We start from the raw sequence: 16,375 nt of genomic DNA, 5'->3' as shown, positions 1-16,375 counted from the left end.
GGAGGCAATACCATGAAAGTTGAACAATTCACCAAAAATGAAACATTATGGCTACAACTTGAGCAAGAGCTACTTTCTAAACAATATAAAATTGAAACAGACGACTATACTTCTAAAATCATCACCCCTTCTTTTTCACTAAACGACATCACGCTGCATGAAATACTTTGCCACTATCAACAGCTCGCATTGTTAGATGCATTTCGTCAAGAGCTTGGCTTTGAGACACAGCGCTACTGCCTTTCTAATTTCACTAACAAGCACCAATCATTAGCTTACCTACCATTGTTAAGCTACTATGCAATAAATCTAAGAAAGTATGGTGCAAGTTTTGAATATTTAACAGTTAAAGAATTGTTAGCAACCATTAAAGAATTAGATACAGAAACTTACAACTCATTAATCACAATTGGCTCTGGTACTTTGCCAGTACATAAACAACAAATGGAATCCGACCTAATTTTTTGCCAAGCAAATGATGTGCTGGCAAAGATTACGATTCAAATTAAAGAGGAAAGCGAAGAGGCTTATCGCCAAGCATTAGCCTACTTGAATGCTTTATTAGAAGAAGATTTCCCTAAAAGCTATAGCATTCATTATGAAGGTAAGAGTAACTTAGTGCTACCAATCGAGCATTTACCTGTGACATCATCACATCACTTCTTCGCTAAAGCTGTCAGCTACCCTAGCCTACATGCCGCACTAGCCGAGTACAGCTATAAGGCGATGGCACAATATCATTTTTATCAAGATGTCGATGAGGAACAGGCTGCGATGCCGAGTACATTCGCCGTTTTTGGTCTTGGTTTATACGATAAAACCTATAGCAAGCTCGTTATCGACTATATGTATGAATGCGATGGTGACCATTCACTAATGCCTGAATACTTTGCGAAAGCCTATGTTGAAACATTTGGGCTAACACCGGAAACATTGCCCGTCTTTGTATGTACGATACAATCTGTACAAGAAGTTCCGTATGATGCATTCTTTGAACAAGCTATGAGCACAGATGATAACTTACAATGGCTCGAAAAATTTATGACGACACCACTTATAGAGCTTTGTCCATATATTCCTCTCGAACAAAACGAAGAATTTGAGGAATATAAAGATATGGCTGTAGCGCAGCTTTTATATACATGCTTTGGCATCATCCATTTGAATGACTTTACAAGCTCAGCATTTATGCGTATTCCAGAACCATATCGCACGCGCTTTGAGACGATTATAAAAGAACTTATATAAGGAGTATTTTCATGCAAATTGCCTATCAAGAAATGTTAACGATACCTTGGCATCGTTTAACAACTGCATACGGAAGAGGTACAAAAATTCCAGAATTTATAAAGATGGAGCAATATGATAAGCTTGCACAATTAATTGAACATCAAGGCACGCTATGGCAGGTTACACCATGGGTTATTCAACAGCTTTTACACACATTGCCGAATCGATCTGTAGAAAGTGTAAAGAAGGAAGAAATACAGCTATATATTGCAGTTGCTTCTGCTTTTACTTGGGAGGAGCTGACATCTAGCCCTGTGCAGCATATGGATGAATTGCTACAGGAAAAATGGCTTTGGTCAGTCGTTGAAGAGGAAGATGAGGAGGAATGGGAGGAGAATGAACCACGCGGCTATGAAGAATGTGCTTTTATTAGCTACTATGTTTACAGTGAATATCAAATGCGTGCAGCGGTACCCTTATTCCAAAATATCTCAAATATGCGAAAAGATTTAGCTCCGAGTTTGACAGAGCTACTTGAGCTATTGGTGAACCGCCAAAAGCTATGGGAAACAATTTAACATTAAAAAGAGCGTACCTTTATGATACGCACAACGAATGGCCAGCTATCTGAAATTTTTTCGGATAGCTGGCTATTTTGCATATATGCTGACACAATCACTATAAAATATTGATATAAGCATCGCCATTTTTTTGCACTGTTGGCACATAGGCAAGGTTGTTCGCGTATCGTTTTTGGATGCTGTGGCAACTCATACGCCACACCTTTTAACCTTCGCTCTAATGTTTCTTTTGTACAATAATTCCCATTCATGTACCTCTATTGAAGGTTTCTAAATGAAAGGATTTAGTGTTAATGCATTAGTTGACTACGAGCTTAAGCCTACTAGTTTTTAATATATTTTAGCCATCCACCTCTACAGAAAAAAAGCTTTCCATTACACCCACAAATTCAATATCAATTAAATGATCCTCATCAAGCTCATGCTGCGTGTAGGTAAAGCGTCCGCCCACTTCATCCACCTTTAAAATAGGTAAATGTAGCCTCTTCATTACATCCTCTATCGTTGCCTCTGGATAAACATATTCAAATGTCTCTGATTCCACACAAAACCTAGCCAACTCTTCTAATTTAGTGGTATATTGATTTCTGACATCCTCAGCAAACCGCATACTTTCATCGTTCATTAAATGCTCAGGTATATTGACTTTCATACCATCAAGAGTCGCTTCGTACCTCTTATACTTGTCCGAAAACTCATAATGCAGGTGCTCCATTGTTATCCCCCTCGTCTAGCACTAACCTCTATTCATTTTTTAATAACTCTTTAATAATGAGTGTTTCTTCCCTGCTTTTAGCAATATCTAAAGCAATTTTTCCAAAAGTATTCTTGATTTCTCGATTTGCGCCTCTTTTTAGAAGTAGTTGAATATTATCGATGCGTTCCTCACCGTCTGAAACTTGTGTATGCAAAGGAGTATCTCCATTATTTGCGGTAATATCTATTAATGCCCCATGATCTAATAGACATTCAACTACTTCGGGGTAAAGTACGATATGTAAAGGAGAAATCCCATCATCATTTTTCGAATTCACATCGACACCTAGGTTAATTACATATTTAACAAGTTCTGTATTTTCGGTACTTACAGCAGCATGCAGTAAAGTAAAACCATATTCATCTTTACTTAAAGCTAAGCTAGCATTCTCGTTTAAAATATCTTTTACTTCCTCAAACTCGTCCAGCTCAACCAAATCATATAAGTCATTAAAGTTTTTCATACATTCTTCTCCTTATGTTTTTCTAATGATTATTACTTTCCAAGTACTCCTCAGTTAGTTGTGGATCTTTGTATATTGCCATACCCGTTTTTAATTTATTAAAGCCCATCTTTTCATAAAAAGGTTCATTTCCTGTTGTTGCAATTAATTGAATACAAGAAACGTCCTCTAATTGTTTCATGATGTCCTCTAAAAGAATTCTCGCAATTCCTCTTCCTTGATAATCTTTATGCACTACAACATCGTAGATAGCAGCATTAAATACTCCATCTGAAAGAGCTCTTGCAAAACCTATTATTTTGTTATCTTCTACTGCGAAAACTTGGTGTGTACTCTCATTGAATACTTTTTTTATGATAGGTTCGTCATGTTTCATCCATCCTACTGATTGGTATACTTCTTTTAACATCATTAGCTCTTTTCCATCTATCTCATATTTAAGGACAACCATTTGCATCCCCCTACTTATTGAAATATTAGTATATTCTACATTATATCTCCTTTTCCTGTTAAGCAATATCAAATATGTGTAAAGGTATTGAATGGTGCTCTATTAACTCGTGAGCCAGTTTCTTCTAAGGTTCCTTTCCGCTTCATTGCTCTATCACATCCTGTTTTGATAGTAGTATTTTAGCCATTTTTTATCATGCGTCTTTTTTATTGATCATTTTTGAATGGAAAGAACTTCAGGAACAAAGATTCATTTAAGTTCGTTTAAGTAAAAAAGGAGGATATATATGGGAATCAATTTAAATTTGTGGTCATTCTTCATGTCTTTATGCTGCATTTTTTTATTCTTCATAGCAAGTTTTTCTGCCACTTTTATAAACCTTTTTGTCTCCTATCTTCATTTCCATCCATTGAGTGTTGTTTTACTATTAACAATCCTATGTTTTTTCTTAACACTCATTGGAATGAAAGATGTTAACAATATAACGTCTATGATTAGAAGCTTTATCTCAATCGTTCTCACATTGCTTCTAGCTAGCATCATATCCTTTATATTATTTTTTGGAAGCTTGTTTAGTTAGCGGTACTATGTGAAGATCTGCATTGCCTTTATACGAATTTGGTTAGGATTCATTTTATGTATCTTGACGAACATTTGTTCTATTGTTAAAATAATTACAAAGGAGGCAATTTTTTATGCAAAAAACTAACGCCATTGAATTAGTACATTTCTCAGAAGACTTTGTGGATGTTTTGAATGACTTTGAACTTCCGGAAGAACAATGTCAATTTACCGCCCTTCCAAAAGAGATTTCGATTGAAATGGTTGGACAGTATCCAATTGTTATTTTGAGCGATAATGTACCTGTAGGATTTTTTGTCCTGCACGCAACAGAAAGAGTAAAAGAGTATTCTAACAATCCAAATGCTATGCTGCTAACGGCATTATCTATTGATCATAAACAGCAAGGAAATGGGTATGCCAAAAAAGGGATGCTGGCATTATCTGAATTTATTAAGAGAGTATTTAAAGAATGTAATGAAGTGGTTTTAGTGGTGAACCATAAAAATATTCCCGCTCAAAATTTATATTTAAAAGTTGGCTTTGTCGATAACGGGGAAAGAAGAATGGGACCTATTGGCGAGCAAATTGTTATGAACCTAAACTTCTAATAGATTTTCAAAAATCACTCGTCATGACATGAGTGATTTTTTTCTGTTTGCCCCTTACTGACGGGCATCAGGATATAAGGAATTTGAACCTACACATATGATTGTCATTGCGGATATACTGTTTTGATAATCAGCTATTTAAAGAAGAAAATGTCAATGACATGTGTAAGGATTACATACTCTTTTGGATGTTCTAATTGAATTATTCCACTTCATATCAAATCTTTAAGTTCCTTCGCATAGTTTACATAATATTTATATTCAATAAATAAAGTGTTCCTCTATTTGGTAAATTCTCATAGTAGCTCTTCTTGCTTCCACACCACAAGATGTTTAAACTTATTGGGAACATTGCTGTCCCCCACCGTCATCTGCAGCTATACCTTTTACTAACCCCATAAGTTCAATATGTTCCACAAACTAATAAACGAATTCCAATAATAGGAATTCGTTTATTATCAATTTTTATACTAACTCCAACAATGGCTATGTAGGAAGTTCCTATAAGAAGCACGCAATTCATCATACAATAGAACTTTCATTTTGTTTATATCCAAAGTCAATCCTTCTTTACTCAATACTGTTTAATCTTTCAAGCCACTTCAATATGCAGCCACTCTTAAAGAAATCTAATAATGCACCTTCGCAAAAGCGCTCAGCTCTAACAGCACCCATAATAAGCGCAAGCACACATTGTGCATTCAAATTTGAAACGTCCGCATTCTTCATAGAATCCGTATCCCACTCAAGGTCGTTATCTTTGAGAATATCTCCATAGCGGGTAAGCTCCATATTTTTATTACTTTCTTCAAAGGTGTAAACATCGTTGATGAAGTTATGCACCATTTCGGAATAGCCCACAAAAGGCATATGTATCGGATGTTCTGGCGTTCCATCGTTTTCTTTATCAATAATCCATTCACCAATGCTCGCCGTCTGGATTATAGGTATGTATTTTACCAAAATATTGAATTTACTCATCATCGTCCTCCTCAGTATCGTCTATGCCTAATAACTTCTTGAACAACACTCCATTAGATTCTAGTTTGAAATTGAGTCTTTTTTAGTTTTTTCTAGAGTTTTCTACTATTCCGCAATAGAGGTTGCTTTTTTATTTGCAACCTCTATTCTTTGAGTGGATTCTATTAGTTCCATTTCTAGTAAATTCTACAATATATATCCTTCTTCTTTTTAGTCTTAAAAAGTTGTTGAAAAATATCGCAAATCCCTGGTAAATGCCAAATCTAAAGAAACCGTCTTGACGTAAAGCCCCCGTTAATACAATACTTAAACTTCCTCTTTTCTCATAATAGCTTTTATCCGTGCTTGTTCTTCAGTCTTATCTAAGTATTCAAAAAAACCAAGACGATTTCCCCAAGGGTCAGTAAATGTATGTTCCCCATTTAGCTGAAACTTCTGGTCTTGAGTAAATTTCAAAGTTATCAATGTTAAGTTCTTTTATTTTTCCGCTTCGATATTTGTAACCCCTAAACGTAAAGGACCATTTCCTTCAATAAGATTACCCTCTGCTACTTGTAACCAACAACCAGGTATGAGTTCCCACTCTACAAAACCATCATGTGGTATGAAATCAGGTTTTTTGTTTAACAGTGTTTCATACCATTTATGCCCTTCTTCGATATTAGATACTCGTACTTGAGTAGTCATTTCAAAAATCATTTTACCCCTCCAGATTATGGTATATATATTTTTCAATACAGTTGATTAAAAACCCTTTATTAAACGTAATTTTGGATTATAACTTTTTTCTTTGGTTCGTCAACTTTAACTGTATCAGTAAATGTGATAAGAAGGTTTTAAAAATGGTGCGTATTTAGTTTGGACATCAGACCAGTTTTGTATATTCCCTATTCCCATAGGGTCGTTTTCTGCGATTCAAACTATCTCTACACACTTGTTTAAACGGCTATGAATGAGCTCCTCTACCTGTGCTTTTAGTGCTTGATTAGCATAACGTAGCACTTCATCCTCGCCGGCTGTTTTGATGATTACATCGCTGAAATAGTCATCAATTTTAACCCATTTTACAACGGCAATATTTTTCTTAACTAAGGCTCGTTTTTTGTTGTAGAAATCATTTCTTATATCTTTTAATAAACCTTCTACAATCTGGATGTAGATTTTGGACATTTTTAACTTTTCAAGCGACGAATAGTCTTGTTGTAATGACCTGATTGCCATATCTAATTTTATAAACTCATACAAAATACTGCGATCCTCACCATTAATCATCAACGTCCACCATCTTTGCGTCTTTGATTTTATCAAATGCAATACGCTTGATAGCTACATCCGTCTCTAGTAGCAATTCCTTTTTGAATGTATCAGTTCCTGTAACTAGCCCTGTCTCGTCGTGCAAATTATGGTTGGTCCATTGCGTTAATGTAATCGGTTTTTGCATTTTAAAAGCACGTTGTATGGTCTGTTCTATTTCTTCTAACTCCCACTCAGTTAATTCTCGCTTTTTATCGTAAAATTGCTCTTGCTTCCACTCTTTAATGAGGCCAAGATGCTCAGGAAGCATCATCGCCGTCCATTTCATTGATCCACGGTCACGTATCATCTAAACACTCCTCGAATTCTTAATCGTTCTCCTATCTCTTCTTCTCTCATTCCCCCTTACGCTAAGTGCCCGCCTACCAAGCGAGTGCGTGTAATGGCTGTACCAGCTTGCGTATAAGATACTGCCCTTAATAATGCCACAGCGCCATATTTTCTGCGGATGGCATCCATCACATGACCAATTACCTGACGTTGCTCCTTGCGCTCATCGAATAAATCCAATTGGATACTGCACTCTGGCTCCAAGTTCGTTACTCTCACTGACAATTGACGTGCTGGCTCACCAGCAAAGTGCTCATCCAGTAACTCAAGACAGACTTTATACATAACAAGGGTTTCATTTGTTGGGACTTCCATCGTTCTAGAGCGATGAAATCCTTTTGTCATAGCATTTCGACTATAGGAAAGGCCTAAGCTGATTGTACGCCCAACATCCCCCGCTTCCCTTGTTCGTCTCATAACGTCCTCACACATTTCAAGTAGGACGACGGCAATTTCTTTTCGCGTGTGATAATCTCTCATTAACATTTGTCCTTTACCAAAACTTAACGCTGAATTCTTCACTAAAGGCTCTCCTAATGTGGAAAGATCAATCCCCCATGCATGGTAATATAATTGATTGCCCATAATACCAAAGCGCTTTTCTAATTCCTCTAAATCCGCATTAGCCAACCCACCGACTGTTTGTATCCCCATTGCTTTCAAGTTTGCTTCCATCTGTTTGCCAATGCCCCACATTTCGGACAGAGGTCGTACCGGCCAAAGTTTTTTAGGAATATCTTCATATGTCCATTTAGCAAAGCCAGATTTTTTCGCATCTAAATCTAACGCTAATTTTGCTATTAGCATGTTGGGTCCCATACCGATTGCACAGGGAATGCGAAATTGCTCGTAAATCGCCTGTTGAATCGTTTTGGCCGTTTGCTCAGGCGAACCCCAAAGGCATTCTGTACCAGTTAAATCCACAAAGCTTTCATCGACACTATAGACATGAATCGCCTCAGCAGGTACATACTCAGCTATAAGGCGAGTGATTGCCATTGACATGTCGAGAAAAAATGACATTTTAGGCTCAAAAAGCTTAATATCTGGATGCTTAGGTATCTCATAACGACGATTTCCCGTTTTGATTTTAAATTTTTCCTTCATCACTGGTGAGGCTGCGAGTACGATACTACCTGGTTGCTCAAAATTCCCAATAACTGCAATAGCATCTTTCAAGACATCTAGACCTTCTAGCATGGCAATACAGCTTGCGTAAAAGCATTTCATGTCAATACAAAAAATGTCCTTGTGTGGCAGATTGTCGTAATTCAAATCACCTCACGCTTCCGATGTGTAACCGGGAGTATTGCTAGAACATTGTTAATAATAAATGTACGCTTTGCCTGCCTCGTAAAGCAAAATGCTATAAAGGAATCACCAACAATCTTCATGATTTTCACACGCCTTTTCGTAATGGCACCCGACTTGGCTACATACATCATGCGAACCACTTGTTGACGCTGCATTGCTTTTATTAACTGTTCTTTCATCTTAGTTGCTCCTTTTCACTAGCTCTGTTAGATTTTTACTTCCCTCCCCAAAAAACAAGTAAGTATAACAGAGCTGTTTTTCATTACAGAACAAATGTTTGTATATCCATTATACGCACATATGTTCTTAATTAGAAGTGGTAATTTAAACTAATTTTTAAGGAGGATGATGTACCCTTAGAGGACAAATCAATTTCGCCTTGGCGTAATTGCGTTCGAAGGCTTTATTTTCATTCAGTAGGTGTTTGGATATCCACTGAAAAGGAACCACATCCCCATTCATCTCTCCATCTTCAGGGATGGGAGTCTTCTCTGATGAAAATAAAATGGGCGTTCATGTAAGCCTAAACTAACGTTGGTACATATTCTGTGCTGATGACAAGTATTGAAAATTAATGAGAAAGGATGTAATTATTAGCTCAAATATTGATTATACTTCTCCGTCAACACAGTTCACTTTTGATGTAAATGACAGTACTCTGTTTAAAAAAGATCAACAGAATTATATTAATATCTTAGGTGTAGAACAATTAAATACATTAGAAAATACGTCCTTGCTTGATATTTTCCTAAGTAAGGACAATGTAGTAGAACCTCACTATCATCAAAATGCAGCCGAACTTGTTTATTGTATTTCGGGTGCTGCTATTGTATCTATACTTAATCCCTTTACAAAAAAAATTGAGAATTACCCTATAAAGCCTGGTCAAGTTGCAAATGTACCGCAAGGCTGGTGGCATTATGAAGTAGCTACTGAGGATGACACGCATTTACTAGCTATTTTTGATGCTCCAACTCCTGAAGTCATTTTAGGTTCAGATATATTAACATTTACACCTGCCAATATTATGGCTCATACTTATTGTTTAGATGAAAAACAGTGGAAGAAAACCATTGCGCCAATTGTACCGTCAACATATATTGGTCCGCCTAAAAACTGCAATCGTGTAAAATCGGCTTCTGAAAAACAAAAAGAATCTGATTGTAAATGTAAACATAAACATAAACCCAAGCCTAAACAGCCAAATTATATGAACCCATATCCATATCAATACCCATATGTGTATCCTTATGGCTCCTATTATTAATTGCTAAACAATATCGCTTAACGGCTCTACACCTTCATCGAATAAAAATAAGTAAACAGGAAATTCTATAACTTAAAGTCAAAGCTTTGTTACTACTTAAAAGAGGTGTAGAAAATGGAATTATTTCCAGTGATCCATACAAATTTTTGGGATGCCGTCATAGCCGTTCCAGCTGTGTTAATTATTACACAGCTCATTAAGGTATTTATGCATGTTCAGCCTAAATATGTTCCAACAATCGCTCTGGCTATTGGCTTGCTTATTTCTATCTTCATTAGCCATAGACACGATCTTATTGCAGGAATATTTATGGGCTTTTTTTATGGGTACGCAGCTATCGGAAATTTTGCTGCATTAAAAACAACTATTCATAGCTTTAAAAATAAGAAACGAAAGGAATAATTGTTGATTGGAGTGTTTGGAGATTAGCTACACAGGTGGACCCTGCAGCGAAGAGACTCAGTCGGAACGGAAATCAACTTCACGTTATTGTGGTGAATTCATTTTTATAGGAATACTTTTAAGATTTATCGGAACAAAATCTCATTTTATCGGAACAATTTTAGCTTTTATCGGAATATTTTCTTGTTTTATCGGAACAATTTCAGTTTTTATCAACTATGAGCGACTTCCTGGAGATTAGGCACAGATGAGACCCTGTAGCGAGCAACGCAGCTCATCGGACGCCCCTGCCAGAACCTTTTATTGTAAAATATGATTAGAATTTCATTTATTAGCACATCCTAATCTCAAATAAATGAACGAAAAGATGAGTTAGGAAGTGTCACTATGGAATTGATAAATGGAAATTTAGAATCATTACGCTTTAAGGAGATTTTTAAGATTTGGACACAGCTCGGCGTTAATAATGGCTACATAGCTTCAAATCATGCATTTTTCAAACACGCTGTTGATAAAAATTTGAAGGCTATCACCGTAGAATTTATTCAATGTTTAAAAGAGGAAAATAAACAGCTAACAGCGTTATTAAAGGACAATGGCGTACTTGCCCCGCCTACAGCAATCGAATACGGAAAGTTGAAAATGGGAGATATTCGAGGAAAAACAGCTATTAATGATACCGAAATTAGCGCCATCTTATCGATGAATATTGCTTCTTCTGTTATTACAGTCAGCCAGGCTTTAGAAATATCTGTTCAGAAGAAACATACTACAAAATATGGAGAGCTTCATATGAGGTATGCTATACTCGGTGCTAAACTAATAGAGCTAAGTAAAGATAAAGGGTGGTTACTGGCCCCTGCTATAACTTAATGTAAAAGAGCTCTCGTTTTCACAACGAGAGCTCTTTTACATATTATCTTCTTCTCACAAACAACAGCTTATACCACTGATTCACTAGGAATGGCAACACAGACAAACTATAAATAAAACCTAATTGCGCAGGGCTTAAGATAGCAACTTCAAACACACCTGTCAGCATTGGAATAAACAATACTGCGTGTAAGCTTAATAAACCGATTAAGAATGCAAGCCAAGTATATTTATTCGAAAATATTCCAATGGCGAAGATGGATTCTTTAGCTCTGGAGTTGAAGCCATGCACTAATCGTGACAAGCATAATGTTGTAAATGCCATAGTACTCGCCGTTAACGTATCTCCCGTTGACAATCCGATCTGAAAAGCAATAATTGTAGAGATAGCAATTAGTAAACCTTCGAGCACCACTTGAGTAGTAAATGCTTTATTTAATAATGGTGTATGAATATTTCGGGGCTTGTCCTTCATTGTTTTTTTATTATTCGGCTCTAGACCGATTGCAATCGCTGGCAGACTATCGGTTAGTAAGTTAATAAACAAAAGATGTACAGGTGCGAAAGGAACTGGCAAGCCTAATATTGTTGCATATAAAACAACAAAAATGGCACCAGCATTCCCCGATAATAAGAACAAAATAGCATTTTTAATGTTCGTATAGATGCTTCTGCCGTTTGCAATAGCTTTAACGATCGTTGAAAAATTATCATCCGTTAAGATCATAGAAGAGGCATCTTTTGCCACCTCTGTGCCGGTGATGCCCATCGCCACACCAATATCGGCTTGTTTTAAGGCAGGGCCATCATTCACACCATCTCCTGTCATGGCAACGACCTTGCCGGTTTCCTGCCATGCTTTAACGATACGAATTTTTTGCTCCGGTGTGACTCGGGCATAAACAGAGAAATCTTTCACCTTTTCTTGTAGTTGTTGATCCGTTAATCCTGCAATTTCATGACCTTCAATCGCTTCTGAGGGATCATTTAAAATACCGATTTGATGAGCTATAGCCATTGCTGTAATTTTATGGTCACCAGTAATCATCACCGGTTTGATACCCGCTTTTATACAATTTTCAACCGCATCTTTGGATTCTTTTCTTGGAGGATCCATCATGGCCACTAAGCCAACAAAGATTAAATCTTTTTCCGCTCTTACATCAATTGCTTGATTTCCCTTTACCTCTTTGTAGGCAATTGCTAGCACCCTTAACCCATTCATAGAGAAATCGCGATTCACTGCTTCGATTTTTTGACGCTGTTGTTTTGTAATATTAAAAATACCATTTGACGTTTCGATTTTCACAATTTTAGGTAAAAGAACATCTAATGCTCCTTTTGTAATCATGATAGATTGCTGATTGAAAGTATTTACCGTACTCATAAGCTTTCTATCTGAATCAAAAGGGATTTCGGCCATTCTTGGATAATGATCTCTTACCAGTAATTCGTCCAAGTCATATTGCTTCCCTAATTTAACAAGAGCAATTTCAGTAGGGTCACCGATTTCTTTACGGTCCCTTTCTACAGCATCATTACATAATATTGCCTTTACCATCAGATTTTTCTCAACTGCATTTCTAGTGTTTAAACGATCATATGGAATAATTTTTTCGTCCACATATACTTCTTGCACAACCATTTTATTTTCAGTTAATGTTCCTGTTTTATCTGAACAGATGACAGATACACTTCCAAGACTTTCAACGGCATAGAGCTTTCGTATAATGGCACTTTCCTTGGCCATTTTTTGTGTTCCAAAAGCTAGTACGATCGTAACAATCGAACTTAATGCTTCTGGAATAGCTGCAACAGCAAGTGAAACGGCGAACATAAACGATTCTACTAATGCACGTCCTCGAATAAGGTCAATTGTGAAAATAGCTAAACAGATTAGCGTAATACCTAAAGCTAATTTTTCGCCAAATTGATCCAAACTTATTTGTAAAGGTGTTTTCTTCTCTTTCGCCGTATCTAGTAAATTGGCAATTTTACCGATTTCAGTTTGCATACCGATTGCCGTAACCATGACGATACCGCGACCATTCGTCACAAAACTTCCAGAGTATACCATATTCTTTTTGTCAGCAACAGTTACATTGTTTTCTTTGATGGGGTCTATAATTTTCGCGACAGCAATTGATTCACCTGTTAGTGAGCTTTCATTAATATGCAAATTATAACTTTCTAATAATCTCCCATCCGCATTTATATAATCGCCAGCTTCCAAATAAAGAAGATCTCCTACGACTATATCTTCCGAAGAAACCTCTATTAGCTGATTATTTCGCATGACTTTTGCAATTGGAGAAGTTAAGGCTTTTAAATTATCCAAAGACTGTTCTGCCTTGACATGTTGTACAGTGCCTAGAATAGCATTTAAAATAACGACAATCATAATCACAATCGTGCTTTCTACTTCCCCTAATAGAAATGAAACGAAAGCAGCAATAATTAAAATTATGACTAATAAATCTTTAAACTGTCCAAAGAAAACGGCAAATGTACTTGTTTTTTTACCTTCCTCTAATACATTATAGCCGTATACTTCTTGTCTCTTTTGAACGTCATAATCACTCAATCCTTGATCTGTCACGTTCAAAGTTTTCATAACTTCAGCTGACGATTGTTGATGATATTCTGACATTCGATTCCCCCTCCATTTGAAATGATTAGATGATCCTGCCAATTAAAGAAACTCTCAGTATCCACCCTATTCTGAACTCTTAGGGAGAGTATAAATTCGCTTGAATATACATCCTAAAAATAGTCATCAATCATCAGAATCTCTATCTACTTGGCCTCTAAAATACTGTAACTACAACAATCTATTCCTTGTCCTATTCCAGTATGATAATAATCGATAGGGAAATTAATTATTTGTCAGATAGGTGAAAATATGACGTAAATTCAATCTACTCTTGCTAGCTATAACACTAAAAAAAGACATTTGGAATATGGCTATTCCAAATGCCTTTGTCACATGCATAGACTCCCTATTAGACCAGTCTTGCAATTACTTTATTATTTTACTTGTTTCTCTTTATTCGCTACTAATAAATAATCAAGTGCACTCATTCTAGTAAGTTTATGCGTGAACTTTATAGCATCTGCTTGAGAGTCAAACATGAAGTTTTCGAGTTCGTCTGTTGGTATATATTGATCAGCGATTTTTCGTTTTAGTTTTCGTACAGATAAAGTGTGGGAATCTTCTTCATATAAAATAATAGCACCCACATTGCGGTAAAGCGTCTGGTCAATTGTTGCGACAACTTTCACATTTGAACTTTTAAATTCTGTTAAATCTATCTGCATGTATTTACCAACCTCCTCTAAACTTACATTCTATCTCTCTATAAGATTGTCCTTCTTTTACAGTAGTATTTTTGGATATTTCAGCCAAAATTTTTCTACTTTAAACTATGAATTGTTGTGAGCGGAGTTCAACCCTAGCTCAGTGTCATGTGAAACTGGTGCTCTTTTTAGAGAGAAAATAGCACAGCCTAAAGCACACAAAGCTAAAATGGCACCGAAGCTAGCTAAGTGCATAACAGACCCAGTAACAGTAAACATAGCTCCACCAACAGCTGAACCTATGGATATACCGATTTGTAACGCAGCTGTATTTAAGCTTTGTTGAATATCCGATGTTTTTGGATCAATTTGTATTAAATAATTTTGTAATGGAGGTGTAAGTGCCCAGCTAAGTGCACCCCATAAAACCGTGACGATTAAAAAGAGTGGTAAAGCGACAATCGTATAAGGGATACTAAATAATACAAGCACAAATGTTGAAACAACAATTAAAATTGCTTTTCCAGTACCAATTGTATCACTTAACCAACCACCGAGAGCATTCCCACTGACAGAAGAGATCCCGAAGATCAAATAGCAAATACTAATCCAAGAGGCGTTCATATCAAATGCTTCTACTAAAAATGGTGTTAAATAAGCATATAGCATATAATGACCAGCTAGCATAAACATTGTTGTTAATTGCGCACTAAGGATTTTTAAATTTGCTAATGATTTAATTTGTGCCTTTAATGGAACAACTTCTACAACTGGCATTTTTTCAAGTAGTAACGCATTAAGAATCATGGATATAGCTGAAAGAAGAGCGATCCCTAAGAACACAGCTCGCCAACCAAATGCCTCTGTCACAAATATCCCCACTGGAACACCGATGACAAGTGCCGAACTTACACCTACGAAAACAAGACCTAGAGCTTTTGCACGATGTCTTGGCTCAACAATTTTTGTTGTAATCGTTAAGGATAACACAATGACCAACGCTGTACTCATCGCGGTAAAAATTCTAGCAATCATAACTGTCAAGAATGTCGTACTAAAAAAAGTCATCACATTTCCTAAAGTAAAAATAAATAAAGAAATAAGATAAAGGCGCTTCCTTTCCACTTTTGCCGTTAATGATAAAAGGACAGGCGCAGATATTGCATAGACGAGAGCAAAAATAGTAATTAATTGTCCTGCTGTTGCTAAGGACACATTTAAATCCTCTGCAATTTTTGGTAATATACCACCAACAATCAATTCCACCAATCCTACTGTAAAGGTAGTAACGGCAAGAATATAAACTCTCCAATTCATAATAATCACCCTTCTAACCTTCATTTTTGTAGAGAGGGTTTTCTAGATGTCTAAACACCTACCGAATAAAGACAAAAAAATCCTGACTACAAAAATGAAGCAAAATTTTTGTAGTCAGGATTTTATGGTTCCTGGTAGAGACCCTCAATCCATATCATTGAGGTTATACAGTTCAAATATTTACTTTAGCTATAGTAGCATATTGAATTTTACATGACAACAATTTTTTATTGTTATTCTTCTCTCTTCTTTGTCATCCATAAAATCGTTTCACTATAGCACTTTCCCTCATTAAACGCCAATCATTCCGTAAAAAAAGTCCATGCAAAAGAGAGAAATTTTAGATTTTACTTATATTTTTTAAAGTTTGACCATACATAATAATAGAACGGAAAATTGCGAGGTGATTGTTTGCGTATATTAGGTTTAGTATGCTATTTTCTGATGTTGTTTTATGGCGTAGAACTAGTAGTAGAAGAGCTCACAATCGATGAGCCAACAATCATTTCCCCTAGTCTGAGCAAACAGCAAATCCCCATAAAAGAAACTGTTGAAAATTCAACAGTTTGTGTCCATTATCCCGACTATAAAGTTTGTACGGCATTATCCGCTAACTAAAAAATCAA

At 36.2% G+C, this 16,375-nt stretch carries 18 protein-coding genes, 1 pseudogene and 1 riboswitch; of the genes and pseudogenes, 7 read left to right on the top strand and 12 right to left on the bottom strand.

What is annotated here, in order from left to right; all coding sequences use genetic code 11:
- Positions 1-12: 12 nt before the first annotated feature.
- Positions 13-1,248 carry a DUF6138 family protein gene (locus ACB089_RS10765; protein WP_374966390.1) on the top strand — a complete coding sequence of 412 codons (1,236 nt, stop codon included), beginning with the start codon at positions 13-15 and terminating at the stop codon, positions 1,246-1,248.
- Positions 1,249-1,259: 11 nt separating this feature from the next.
- Positions 1,260-1,808: a hypothetical protein gene (locus ACB089_RS10760; RefSeq protein ID WP_374966389.1), complete on the top strand. Its 549-nt coding sequence runs from the start codon at positions 1,260-1,262 to the stop codon at positions 1,806-1,808.
- Positions 1,809-2,151: 343 nt separating this feature from the next.
- On the opposite strand, the gene ACB089_RS10755 is transcribed toward ACB089_RS10760, so the two are convergent.
- From ACB089_RS10755 to ACB089_RS10745, 3 genes are read right to left on the bottom strand one after another with little or no spacing between them, the layout of a single operon-like run.
- Positions 2,152-2,526 carry a hypothetical protein gene (locus ACB089_RS10755; protein WP_374966388.1) on the bottom strand — a complete coding sequence of 125 codons (375 nt, stop codon included), beginning with the start codon at positions 2,524-2,526 and terminating at the stop codon, positions 2,152-2,154.
- A gap of 28 nt (positions 2,527-2,554) precedes the next feature.
- Entirely contained in the window at positions 2,555-3,031 is a 477-nt protein-coding gene (locus ACB089_RS10750; RefSeq protein WP_374966387.1) for an ankyrin repeat domain-containing protein, read from the bottom strand.
- Between the two features lie 22 nt (positions 3,032-3,053).
- Positions 3,054-3,488, bottom strand: coding sequence for a GNAT family N-acetyltransferase (locus tag ACB089_RS10745; RefSeq protein WP_374966386.1), 435 nt, complete (start codon positions 3,486-3,488; stop codon positions 3,054-3,056).
- A gap of 689 nt (positions 3,489-4,177) precedes the next feature.
- On the opposite strand from ACB089_RS10745, the gene ACB089_RS10740 reads away from it, so the two are divergent.
- Positions 4,178-4,654, top strand: coding sequence for a GNAT family N-acetyltransferase (locus ACB089_RS10740; protein ID WP_374966385.1), 477 nt, complete (start codon positions 4,178-4,180; stop codon positions 4,652-4,654).
- Positions 4,655-5,224: 570 nt separating this feature from the next.
- Here the strand turns inward: ACB089_RS10740 and ACB089_RS10735 are convergent.
- The 6 genes and pseudogenes from ACB089_RS10735 to ACB089_RS10710 all read right to left on the bottom strand — a co-directional run bounded on the left by ACB089_RS10735 (position 5,225) and on the right by ACB089_RS10710 (position 8,772).
- A complete protein-coding gene (locus ACB089_RS10735) occupies positions 5,225-5,635 on the bottom strand; it encodes a DUF6508 domain-containing protein (RefSeq protein WP_374966384.1) in 411 nt (136 codons plus the stop codon).
- 306 nt (positions 5,636-5,941) lie between these two features.
- Positions 5,942-6,334 (bottom strand): annotated as a pseudogene (locus ACB089_RS10730) (VOC family protein).
- Positions 6,335-6,550: 216 nt separating this feature from the next.
- Positions 6,551-6,907, bottom strand: a complete 357-nt coding sequence (locus ACB089_RS10725; RefSeq protein ID WP_374966383.1) for an aconitate hydratase — start codon at positions 6,905-6,907, stop codon at positions 6,551-6,553.
- Entirely contained in the window at positions 6,900-7,238 is a 339-nt protein-coding gene (locus ACB089_RS10720; protein WP_374966382.1) for a YolD-like family protein, read from the bottom strand. Before ACB089_RS10720 ends, ACB089_RS10725 begins: the two co-directional genes overlap by 8 nt.
- A gap of 56 nt (positions 7,239-7,294) precedes the next feature.
- On the bottom strand, positions 7,295-8,509 hold the full coding sequence (locus ACB089_RS10715) for a UV damage repair protein UvrX (protein WP_374966381.1): 1,215 nt from the start codon (positions 8,507-8,509) through the stop codon (positions 7,295-7,297).
- Between the two features lie 41 nt (positions 8,510-8,550).
- Complete coding sequence (locus tag ACB089_RS10710; protein ID WP_374966380.1) at positions 8,551-8,772, bottom strand: transcriptional regulator; 222 nt, start codon at positions 8,770-8,772, stop codon at positions 8,551-8,553.
- 413 nt (positions 8,773-9,185) lie between these two features.
- Between ACB089_RS10710 and ACB089_RS10705 the strand changes: the two genes are divergently transcribed.
- The 3 genes from ACB089_RS10705 (at position 9,186) to ACB089_RS10695 (ending at position 11,135) form a co-directional block, all read left to right on the top strand.
- Entirely contained in the window at positions 9,186-9,860 is a 675-nt protein-coding gene (locus ACB089_RS10705; RefSeq protein ID WP_374967541.1) for a cupin domain-containing protein, read from the top strand.
- Between the two features lie 114 nt (positions 9,861-9,974).
- A complete protein-coding gene (locus ACB089_RS10700; RefSeq protein ID WP_374966379.1) occupies positions 9,975-10,262 on the top strand; it encodes a hypothetical protein in 288 nt (95 codons plus the stop codon).
- 387 nt (positions 10,263-10,649) lie between these two features.
- Positions 10,650-11,135, top strand: a complete 486-nt coding sequence (locus ACB089_RS10695) for a DUF3231 family protein (protein WP_374966378.1) — start codon at positions 10,650-10,652, stop codon at positions 11,133-11,135.
- A gap of 43 nt (positions 11,136-11,178) precedes the next feature.
- Here ACB089_RS10695 and ACB089_RS10690 read toward each other — a convergent pair whose 3' ends face one another.
- The 3 genes from ACB089_RS10690 to ACB089_RS10680 form a co-directional block, all read right to left on the bottom strand.
- Positions 11,179-13,785 carry a cation-translocating P-type ATPase gene (locus tag ACB089_RS10690; protein WP_374966377.1) on the bottom strand — a complete coding sequence of 869 codons (2,607 nt, stop codon included), beginning with the start codon at positions 13,783-13,785 and terminating at the stop codon, positions 11,179-11,181.
- Positions 13,786-14,162: 377 nt separating this feature from the next.
- Positions 14,163-14,453: a hypothetical protein gene (locus tag ACB089_RS10685; RefSeq protein WP_068984569.1), complete on the bottom strand. Its 291-nt coding sequence runs from the start codon at positions 14,451-14,453 to the stop codon at positions 14,163-14,165.
- A 105-nt stretch (positions 14,454-14,558) separates the two neighbouring features.
- On the bottom strand, positions 14,559-15,749 hold the full coding sequence (locus tag ACB089_RS10680; protein WP_374966376.1) for an MFS transporter: 1,191 nt from the start codon (positions 15,747-15,749) through the stop codon (positions 14,559-14,561).
- Positions 15,750-15,840: 91 nt separating this feature from the next.
- Positions 15,841-15,940, bottom strand: a riboswitch (purine riboswitch).
- Between the two features lie 220 nt (positions 15,941-16,160).
- Here ACB089_RS10680 and ACB089_RS10675 point away from each other — a divergent pair.
- A complete protein-coding gene (locus ACB089_RS10675) occupies positions 16,161-16,367 on the top strand; it encodes a hypothetical protein (protein WP_368635087.1) in 207 nt (68 codons plus the stop codon).
- The last annotated feature ends 8 nt before the right edge of the window (positions 16,368-16,375 follow it).

Source organism: Lysinibacillus sp. RS10 (genome assembly GCF_041956855.1).
Lineage (GTDB): Bacteria > Bacillota > Bacilli > Bacillales_A > Planococcaceae > Lysinibacillus > Lysinibacillus xylanilyticus_A.
The sequence above is the reverse complement of the archived record's forward strand: the minus strand, read 5'-3'. Positions and strand labels throughout refer to the sequence as shown.

Coding starts and splice junctions, on each gene's coding strand:
- ACB089_RS10755 (WP_374966388.1), bottom strand. CDS start 2,526: ATGGAGCACCTGCATTATGAGTTTTCGGACAAGTATAAGAGGTACGAA.
- ACB089_RS10740 (WP_374966385.1), top strand. CDS start 4,178: ATGCAAAAAACTAACGCCATTGAATTAGTACATTTCTCAGAAGACTTT.
- ACB089_RS10695 (WP_374966378.1), top strand. CDS start 10,650: ATGGAATTGATAAATGGAAATTTAGAATCATTACGCTTTAAGGAGATT.
- ACB089_RS10685 (WP_068984569.1), bottom strand. CDS start 14,453: ATGCAGATAGATTTAACAGAATTTAAAAGTTCAAATGTGAAAGTTGTC.
- ACB089_RS10760 (WP_374966389.1), top strand. CDS start 1,260: ATGCAAATTGCCTATCAAGAAATGTTAACGATACCTTGGCATCGTTTA.
- ACB089_RS10750 (WP_374966387.1), bottom strand. CDS start 3,031: ATGAAAAACTTTAATGACTTATATGATTTGGTTGAGCTGGACGAGTTT.
- ACB089_RS10745 (WP_374966386.1), bottom strand. CDS start 3,488: ATGCAAATGGTTGTCCTTAAATATGAGATAGATGGAAAAGAGCTAATG.
- ACB089_RS10690 (WP_374966377.1), bottom strand. CDS start 13,785: ATGTCAGAATATCATCAACAATCGTCAGCTGAAGTTATGAAAACTTTG.
- ACB089_RS10700 (WP_374966379.1), top strand. CDS start 9,975: ATGGAATTATTTCCAGTGATCCATACAAATTTTTGGGATGCCGTCATA.
- ACB089_RS10735 (WP_374966384.1), bottom strand. CDS start 5,635: ATGAGTAAATTCAATATTTTGGTAAAATACATACCTATAATCCAGACG.
- ACB089_RS10720 (WP_374966382.1), bottom strand. CDS start 7,238: ATGATACGTGACCGTGGATCAATGAAATGGACGGCGATGATGCTTCCT.
- ACB089_RS10765 (WP_374966390.1), top strand. CDS start 13: ATGAAAGTTGAACAATTCACCAAAAATGAAACATTATGGCTACAACTT.
- ACB089_RS10710 (WP_374966380.1), bottom strand. CDS start 8,772: ATGAAAGAACAGTTAATAAAAGCAATGCAGCGTCAACAAGTGGTTCGC.
- ACB089_RS10680 (WP_374966376.1), bottom strand. CDS start 15,749: ATGAATTGGAGAGTTTATATTCTTGCCGTTACTACCTTTACAGTAGGA.
- ACB089_RS10715 (WP_374966381.1), bottom strand. CDS start 8,509: ATGAAATGCTTTTACGCAAGCTGTATTGCCATGCTAGAAGGTCTAGAT.
- ACB089_RS10725 (WP_374966383.1), bottom strand. CDS start 6,907: ATGATTAATGGTGAGGATCGCAGTATTTTGTATGAGTTTATAAAATTA.